The 831-nt window shown below is 72.1% G+C and carries 1 protein-coding gene; it reads right to left on the bottom strand.

Annotation, left to right across the window (positions count from 1 at the left end; translation table 11 throughout):
- On the bottom strand, positions 1-831 hold an 831-nt coding region (locus AC51EU_RS30795), incomplete at both ends, for a condensation domain-containing protein (RefSeq protein ID WP_496270379.1).

Genomic DNA, 831 nt, shown 5'->3' with positions numbered 1-831 from the left:
CAGCGCCGCCAGACCCGCTTGGAGCACCATGAAGACGCTGGCGCCGGTTTCCCGTGCCAGGTTGGCGACGCCGTCGTGCAGTTCCGCGGGCCAGGTGAAGGCGCAGGTGGCGCCGCGGTGGCTGGCGACGGCGGGGCGGGGACGGTCGGCCGGCAGGTCGAGCTGTTCCGGCAGACCTGCCAACTGGTCTGTCCAGTAGGCAAGTTGCTGACCCATGGGACTGGACGGATCGTTCTCGTCCCCCAGGATCTCGTGCTGCCACAGGGCGTAGTCCGCGTACTGCACCGGCAGCGGCGCCCACCGCGGGGCCCCTCCCGCGCACCGCGCACCGTAAGCGGCCGCGAGATCGCGTGCCAGCGGCGCGGACGACCAGCCGTCACCGGCGATGTGGTGGACGAGCAGCAACAGCACCTGCTCCTCCTCGCCCAGGGTGAAGAGCGTCGCCCGCATCGGGAGCTGTGTCGTGATGTCGAATTCGTGGGCGGCTGCGCGGGCCAGGGCCTCGGGCAGCGCGGCCTCGTCGGACTCGACGACCGTCAGCGCGGGGCGGGCCTGACCGGCGGGCAGGATCTGCTGGCAGGGCGCACCGTCCACCTCGGGGAAGACCGTACGCAGCGCCTCATGACGCTCCACCACATCCGTCAGCGCCGCCTCCAACGCCCCGCGGTCCAACCGGCCGGTCAGACGCACGACGAGCGGCACGTTGTAGGTCGCACCGGACGACTCGAAACGGTTGAGGAACCAGAGCCGGCGCTGGGCGAAGGACAGCGGCACGATCTCGGGCCGGGGCACCGGAGCCAGCGCGGCACGCGCCTCCTCCGTCGCCTCCAG

It is taken from the genome of Candidatus Streptomyces philanthi (genome assembly GCF_059553635.1).
This window is presented reverse-complemented; position numbering and strand designations above follow the sequence as displayed.